The following is a 6849-nucleotide window of genomic DNA, read 5'->3' as shown; positions in this document are numbered from 1 at the left end:
TCGTGGGGGCGGGCGCGGGAGGCGGCGTCTTCTCCTCGCGCACCTGGACCAGCTCCTGGACCACGTCGTAGTAGCCGCACTCCTGGCGCTGGGCCGCGAGCGACGGCGTCACGCCGCGCAGGATGTCCACCACCGCGAAGGGCCCCAGGGGGGACGACTCGGGTTCACCGTCCGTGAGGGCGCGGACCCGGAAGTCCTCCTCCTCGGTGAGGAGCGCGAGCGCCTCTCGGACCTGCTGTGCGGGGGCCGGAGCCTTCGCGCGTCGGCAGAAGTCCGACACCGCCACCGCCACCGGGGTGGGTACGTCATCGGGCTGCCGTCTTCTCTGCCAGGGACTGATCATGGAAAGGTTCGGAAAATTGCTCGTTTACGAGGGCGGATGCCTCTATCTTCGCGGCCAGACAGGTGTCAATGAGCCAGTCCGGGCTCAATGTAAACAGCCCACGCGCGGCGCAAGCCGAAGTCCGTGCTAGTCAGCAGGAAAGCTGGCGCCTGCTGAGGCCGGTTGGCGAAATTGTCTTGCGGGAGCAGGCATTCCCACCTCAACACCTGGGGTGCTTCAGAGATTGCAGATGACGACCCATCACCACAGCCACTCCCATTCGCACTCGGCCAAGGACAAGGACGAGGTGCTGGCCCGCTACATGGCCCAGCACGGCCTGAAGAGCACGCGCCAGCGCAGCCTCATCATCGACACGTTCTTCGAGGTGGGCGGCCACCTGTCCGTGGAGGAGCTGTGGAACAAGGTGCGCGAACAGGACACCAAGGTGTCCGTGGCCACCGTGTACCGGACCATGAAGCTGCTCAACGAGTGCGGCCTCGCCCATGCGCGCAACTTCGGCGACGGGCAGACGCGCTACGAGGCGGCGGCGGGCCGTGAGCACCACGACCACCTCATCTGCACGAGCTGCGGCACCATCGTGGAGTTCGAGAACGACCGCATCGAGACGCTCCAGGACGCGGTGGCGCGCAAGCACGGCTTCACGGTGACGTCGCACAAGATGGAGCTGTACGGCCTGTGCCGCGAGTGTCAGCTCCGGGGTGGCCCTCCGGGGCCGGAGTCGGAGGCCTGACCCGCGTGGGCCCGGTGCGGCGACGCGCCCTGGCGTGCGCGGTGGCGCTGGGCGTGCTCGGTCTGGCGGGCCTGGGGGCCGGCTGTCACCGCAACGGCCCGGTGGACGCCGGGCCCGCGTTCTACCGGGCGCTGTGGCTGCCGTCGGTGGGGCCCACGCGCTACGACCCCCGGCAGCTCCCGGGCAAGGTGGTGCTGGTGTCCTTCACGGCCACCTGGTGTTTCCCGTGCTTGGCGGACCAGCCCACGCTGACGCAGCTCCAGCAGACATACGGGCCCCAGGGCTTCCAGGTCGTCGCGGTGGGGATGGACATCGACGAGGGCCGGGTGCTGGGGCCGTTCGCGGACCACTACGCCTTTCCCTACCCGGTGCTCCTGTCGGACGAGCGGATGCGCGCCGGTGAGAGCGCCTTCGGCCGCATCCGGGCGCTGCCCAGCACGGTGCTCCTGGACAGGCACGGCCGCGCGGTGGCCGCGTGGCAGGGGATTGAGGGCCAGTCGGACGTGGCGAAGGCCATCGAGAAGCTGCTGAAAGCGGACTGATTCCGGGCCCCGCTTGGGGTGCTACAGGGCTGGAGCGGATTACTTGCGGGCAGGGGGGCCGCTGGTACCTTCGCCGGCGCTCATGACGGACCGGCGAAAGCTCCTGATGGTGGCGGCGGTGGTGGCGGTGGCCTTGAGCCTCGCTTCGGTGGCGGACGCCAAGGGCTTCCGGCGCTACCTGCGTTTGCGGCAGGACGTGGAGGCGCTCGACGGGCGCAACCGCGCGCTGGCCGCGCAGAACGACGCGCTTCGCAAGGAGATCGCGGCGCTGCGCAAGGACCCGGCGACGCTGGAGCAGTCCGTGCGTGAGGAGCTCGGCTACGTGAAGCCGGGCGAAATCGTCTTCCACCTGGAGTCGCCATGACCTCGCTGTCCGTGGTGCCCTCTCCCGCGAAGCTCGTGCGCGCGTTCTTCCGCGCCATCCCCGCGGCGGTGGCGCTGGCCACCTTCGTGCACCTGGCGCAGGGCGGATTCCGGGGGCTGCACACGCTGGGGTGGACGGAAGCGGCGCTGGTGATGGGGCTGCTCATCGGCATCGGCATGGCGGCGTGGCGCCGGGCGATGCGCTCGTCGGTGGGCGCGGTCATCGACCTGCGCGACGACCTGGAGCTGGGCGGCGGGCTCATCTCCGCGGCCTTCATCGTGGTGGCCATCGGCGGCGGGGAGTTGTTCCCCATCGTCTACCTGCTCATGGCGTTCCTGGTGGCGTTCCTGCCGCGCAACGCGGGCATGACGCTCTTGGGCGTGGCGCTGGTGTACGACGGGCTGGTGACGCTGGGCGGGACGGTGGTGAACGTCACCGGGTTCCTGACCCACACGTTGTTCCTGGCGCTGTTCGCGGGGCTGTACCACCTGGTGCTGTCCGCGCGGATGGCGGTGGCGAAGCGGGCGGAGTCGGACGCGGTGCAGAAGCGCATCCGCGAGGTGGAGGAGCGCGCGCGCACCTTCCGGCTGGTGTCCTCCGGGACGCAGGACAGCTTCAGCGGGATGAACTCCGACGAGAAGTGGCTGGTCGCGTCGGTGAAGGAGATTGAAGGCGCGGTGCACGCGGCGCTGGAGATCGCGGAGACGGGCCTGCGCACGGACACCTGCGCGGCGTTCCTGCTCACGTCGGACGACCGGAGCCTGAAGCTGTACGACTGCCGCTCCGCGTCGGAGCGGGTGCAGCGGGAGAAGTTCAACGCGGGCGAGGGCATCATCGGCGGCGTGCTGAAGCGCCGCGCGCCGGTGCGGATGAACTCGCCGCAGGGGCTCAAGGGCGTCACGTACTACGAGGGCGGCGGCCCCACGGTGCAGGCGCTCCTGGCGGTGCCCATCCTGGAGGGCAGCGGCCTGGTGCGCGGCGTGCTGGTGGCGGACAAGCTCAAGAACGAGCCGTTCACGGACCAGGACGAGAAGATGCTCACCACCATCGCCGGAGAGGTACTGCGCTCCATCGAGGTGGAGCGGGTGATGAGCTACATCCGCAAGACGCGCGACGAGAAGGACCGGTTCTTCCGCGCCATTGAAGAGCTGAACCGCGCGGGCAGCCCGGACCAGGTGTTCGTGGCGGTGCTGGAGTCGACGCGGCAGCTGGCGGGGCTGGACTTCTGCGCGGTGACGCTGGTGTCGGAGCAGGAGGGCAAGCGGGTGCACCGCGTGGTGCGGATGACGGGCGTCACGGCGCAGGGCAAGGCGCTGGAGGGCCGCACGTTCCAGGACAACAACGGCCTGGTGGCGAACGTGGTGCGCTACGGGGCGCCGCTGCCGGGGCGGGACATCAAGGCGATGGACCGCCAGGTCATCTTCGATGAGGAGACGCAGGTGCGCGGTCTGGGCGCGCTGAAGATCTTCCCGCTGGTGGCGGGGGACCGCATCCTGGGCACGCTGGTGGCGGGGTCGCGCAAGAAGACGGCGTTCGAGCAGGACGTGCTGCGGATGATTGAGGTCATCGCCATCCAGGCGGCGCAGGCGGTGTTGCGCGCGCAGCTCTACGAGCAGATGGAGCGGATGGCGACGACGGACGGCCTCACGGGGCTGCTCAACCACCGCACGTTCCAGTCGCGCGCGGACGACATCCTGGCGCAGGCGCGGCGGTACAACCGCAAGTGCTCCATCATGTTGACGGACGTGGACCACTTCAAGAGCGTGAACGACACGTACGGGCATCCGACGGGCGACCAGGTGCTCAAGGGCGTGGCGCGCATCATCAAGACGATGGCGCGGGACACGGACGTCGTCGCTCGCTACGGCGGCGAGGAGTTCGTGATGGTGATGCCGGAGACGGACGTGCAGGGCGCGAAGATCATCGCGGAGCGCATCCGCGAGGCGGTGATGGCGGAGGTGTTCCAGACGGAGATGGGCCCGCTGCGCATCACGATGTCGCTGGGCATCGCGACGTTCCCGGACAACGCCATGGAGAAGCAGCAGATGATCGACCTGGCGGACCAGTGCCTGTACCACTCCAAGCGCAACGGCCGGAACCAGTCCGTGACGGTGGCCCAGATGCAGGGCGGCCGGAAGCTGGCGGCGGTCGCGGAGTAGGGCGGCGGTATCGATGCCGCCCGTTCCCCTCGCCGTCACCACCAGCACGAAGACGGATGTGGCCACGGTGCGCGAGGCGCGGGCCGTGGCGCAGCGGTGGAGCCTGCCGTTCCTTCCTCGCCGGTCCAGTGAGGGCATCGCGCCCTGGCTGGGCACGAAGGTGGAGGCGCTGCTCGTCGTGGGCGGCGATGGCGTGACGCTGTGGGAACCGCAGGGGTCGTTCGGCTTCCACGCGGGCATGGCGCACCTGCGGCGCATGCGCCTCCGGCAGGGACAGCGTGATGATGCGTTCCTCAAGGTCGCGGAGCTCGTCCCGGGGGATGCCGTGCTCGACTGCACCCTGGGCCTGGGACAGGACGCTCTGGTGGCGTCGCTTGCCGTGGGACCCGGAGGCCGGGTGGTAGGCCTGGAGAAGAGCCTGCCCCTATGCATCGTCGCCGCGGAGGGGCTCCAGCGCTACGACCGGGGCGCGGACTCCTGCGCCATCGAAGTGCTCCACGCGGACGCGCACGCGTACCTGAAGACGCTGCCCGCGAAGTCGTTCGACGTCGTGTTCTTCGACCCGATGTTCGCGAAGCCCAAGAAGGCCCAGCCCGCCTTCGACGTCCTGCGCCGCTTCGCGGAGCACGCCCCCCTCACGCCGGAAGCGGTGGAGGAGGGGAGGCGCGTCGCCCGCCGGTGGGTCGTCGTGAAGGGCGCCCGCCACACCGAAGACTTGAGCAAGCTGGGCATCCAGCCGGCACCCACGTCGCGCTTCAGCGAGGTCATCTGGGGCCGGCTGCCCGCGACGCCCTGAGCTACTCCTTCTCCGACGACCCCTTCGGCGGGCCTTCGCTGCCCATCGGGGACAGCTTGCTCGACAGCGCGCCGGCCTGCTCGTGCGCCATCAGGTCGCGCGGCGAGCGGTAGTACTGCATCGGCGAGTGGTGCAGGAAGTTCGACACGCGGCTCGTGTAGAGACACGCGTACTGCTCCACCTGGTAGCCGAAGCGGCTGTTCTCGTTGCCCTCCTTGAACAGCAGGCCCCAGTACGGGTTGAAGCCCTCCTCGACGTCGCGCTCCAGCGTGTCCGCGATGCCGTTGGTCTCCTTCAACGAACGGCGCAGCTTCTCCAGCTCCGCCTTCGTCTTCTTGCGCAGCTCCTCCACCTCCTGCCGCTCCGCCGCCGGAAGCTCCTCGCGCTCCAGCCTGCGCTCCAGGCTGTTCAGCACCGTCTTGCGGTGGTTCACCTCGTCGTCCAGTCGCGCGCGCGTCAGCTCCACCTCGGACAGCGTGACGATCTCCTCGCGGCGCGCGTCCGTGTACGTAATCTCGTCTTCAATCTCCTGGACGATCATGCACGTGCGCCACAGCGACGACTTCTTCGACTTCAGGATGTCGCCGTAGATGTGGTCGCCCACGTAGAGGATGTGCTCGCCCCGGTAGCCCGTGAACTCCTCGAACTGGGCCAGGTTGCCTCCGGAGTACACCGTGCCGCGCTCCAGCGACTTCGCCTCGCCCACCACCTTGCCGGCCTCCGTGGACGAATCCAGCTCCAGGAACGGCCGGGCCTCCGTGAAGAAGGCCGGCTTGCCCGCCGCCGTCACCGTGAAGTCGAAGTAGTTGCGCCAGCTGGGGTACTCCGGCAGCTGCCCGTCCAGCAGGTAGCGCATCACCGCGTTCGTGTAGTCCCACGCGGAGTTCGTCAGCAGGAACAGCCGCTTCCCACCCGAGCGCAGCTTGTGCAACGCCGGCCCCAGCTCCGGGTCCAGGAACACGTAGCGCGCCAGGTCCTTGCGGATCTCCCGCTTGAGCGAGTTGTCCCGGTGCACCGTGTCGATGGCTTCCCGGATGTCATCGTAGAGCTTGCCGTAGTTCACGGTGTGCCCCAGCGACTCCATCAGCTCGATGATGCCCGAATACAGGCACGTCTCCGGCAGCGCGAAGAGCGTGTCGTTCCACGCGAACTGCGGGTTGCGCAGCCGCACGCGCTTGTTGCGGTACAGCTCCTTCCACGCGTCGCGCTTCAGCGGCCGCAGGCCGTGGTACGCGCGCCCCACGTGACCGAAGCGGTCCATCTTCAGGACGTTGCCGTTGACCCGGTCCACCGCCAGCCCGCGCATCACGAAGTGGTGGTCGTAGAGCAGGCCGCCCACGAACGGCGGGTAGCCGTACTCGCTGATCAGCTTCGCGAGCGTCATGTCGAACGACAGCTGCTCCAGCCGGCGCATGTGGTAGATGGCCAGCGTGTAGTCCATGTCGAACCCGATGAGCTCGACGTGGTCCATGCGCAGGTTGCGGTTGACGAACACGTCCCGTGAATGCGGCACCTGGGCCGTGGCTTCACGCGGCGTGGTGAGCAACCGGCCGAGCACGTCGTCGGTGAGCAGGTCCCTCGCCCGGCGGGCCGCGTCGTCGGCGTGCTCGCGGCGGATGGAGGAACGGAAGCTCCCGTGCAGCGGATCCACGGAGGGTCCGCCCGGGATGGGCTGGGCAGGGGAGAGTAGAGGCACGGGACCTCCAAACATAACACGCGCCGCTCGCCCTTCGCCCGCGTCCTTGCGGGCTTCGCACGGGGCTGGCACGCTCTGTCCAACGATGCGCACCCCACGCCCATCCCCGGCCTCCGCCGAGGACCTCCACGCGCGCCTGTCCGCTCGCATCAGCGCGCTGGAGGACCGGGTGCCGCTGCCGGTCCTCAGCGACACCCGGTCCTCCAGCGCGCGGAAGCC

General features: G+C 69.0%; 6 protein-coding genes and 1 pseudogene. 5 read left to right on the top strand and 2 right to left on the bottom strand.

Features of this window, described 5'->3' with window-relative positions:
* Positions 1–343, bottom strand: a pseudogene (locus tag D7W81_RS38545) (hypothetical protein); the annotation flags it as partial.
* Positions 344–572: 229 nt separating this feature from the next.
* Here D7W81_RS38545 and D7W81_RS38540 point away from each other — a divergent pair.
* The 5 genes from D7W81_RS38540 to D7W81_RS38520 all read left to right on the top strand — a co-directional run bounded on the left by D7W81_RS38540 (position 573) and on the right by D7W81_RS38520 (position 4934).
* Positions 573–1073 (top strand): Fur family transcriptional regulator, encoded by a 501-nt coding sequence (locus D7W81_RS38540; protein ID WP_208721649.1) that lies wholly within the window; start codon positions 573–575, stop codon positions 1071–1073.
* 5 nt (positions 1074–1078) lie between these two features.
* Positions 1079–1615 (top strand): TlpA family protein disulfide reductase, encoded by a 537-nt coding sequence (locus D7W81_RS38535; protein ID WP_244227724.1) that lies wholly within the window; start codon positions 1079–1081, stop codon positions 1613–1615.
* 82 nt (positions 1616–1697) lie between these two features.
* The gene (locus tag D7W81_RS38530; RefSeq protein ID WP_120560342.1) at positions 1698–1979 is read left to right on the top strand and encodes an FtsB family cell division protein; all 282 of its coding nucleotides are present in this window, start codon (positions 1698–1700) and stop codon (positions 1977–1979) included.
* The gene (locus tag D7W81_RS38525) at positions 1976–4138 is read left to right on the top strand and encodes a sensor domain-containing diguanylate cyclase (RefSeq protein ID WP_120560341.1); all 2163 of its coding nucleotides are present in this window, start codon (positions 1976–1978) and stop codon (positions 4136–4138) included. The genes D7W81_RS38530 and D7W81_RS38525 overlap by 4 nt, the downstream gene beginning before the upstream one ends.
* 13 nt (positions 4139–4151) lie before the next feature.
* A complete protein-coding gene (locus tag D7W81_RS38520; RefSeq protein ID WP_120560340.1) occupies positions 4152–4934 on the top strand; it encodes a class I SAM-dependent methyltransferase in 783 nt (260 codons plus the stop codon).
* Position 4935: 1 nt separating this feature from the next.
* Here the strand turns inward: D7W81_RS38520 and D7W81_RS38515 are convergent, their stop codons facing one another.
* Positions 4936–6645: an HAD-IG family 5'-nucleotidase gene (locus tag D7W81_RS38515; protein ID WP_120560339.1), complete on the bottom strand. Its 1710-nt coding sequence runs from the start codon at positions 6643–6645 to the stop codon at positions 4936–4938.
* Between the last annotated feature and the right edge of the window lie 204 nt (positions 6646–6849).

It is taken from the genome of Corallococcus aberystwythensis, assembly GCF_003612165.1.
Classification (GTDB): Bacteria; Myxococcota; Myxococcia; order Myxococcales; family Myxococcaceae; genus Corallococcus; species Corallococcus aberystwythensis.
This window is presented reverse-complemented; position numbering and strand designations above follow the sequence as displayed.

Excerpts from the sequence above, each read along its gene's own strand:
- D7W81_RS38540 (WP_208721649.1), top strand. The coding sequence starts at position 573 with ATGACGACCCATCACCACAGCCACTCCCATTCGCACTCGGCCAAGGAC.
- D7W81_RS38530 (WP_120560342.1), top strand. The coding sequence starts at position 1,698 with ATGACGGACCGGCGAAAGCTCCTGATGGTGGCGGCGGTGGTGGCGGTG.
- D7W81_RS38525 (WP_120560341.1), top strand. The coding sequence starts at position 1,976 with ATGACCTCGCTGTCCGTGGTGCCCTCTCCCGCGAAGCTCGTGCGCGCG.
- D7W81_RS38520 (WP_120560340.1), top strand. The coding sequence starts at position 4,152 with ATGCCGCCCGTTCCCCTCGCCGTCACCACCAGCACGAAGACGGATGTG.
- D7W81_RS38515 (WP_120560339.1), bottom strand. The coding sequence starts at position 6,645 with ATGTTTGGAGGTCCCGTGCCTCTACTCTCCCCTGCCCAGCCCATCCCG.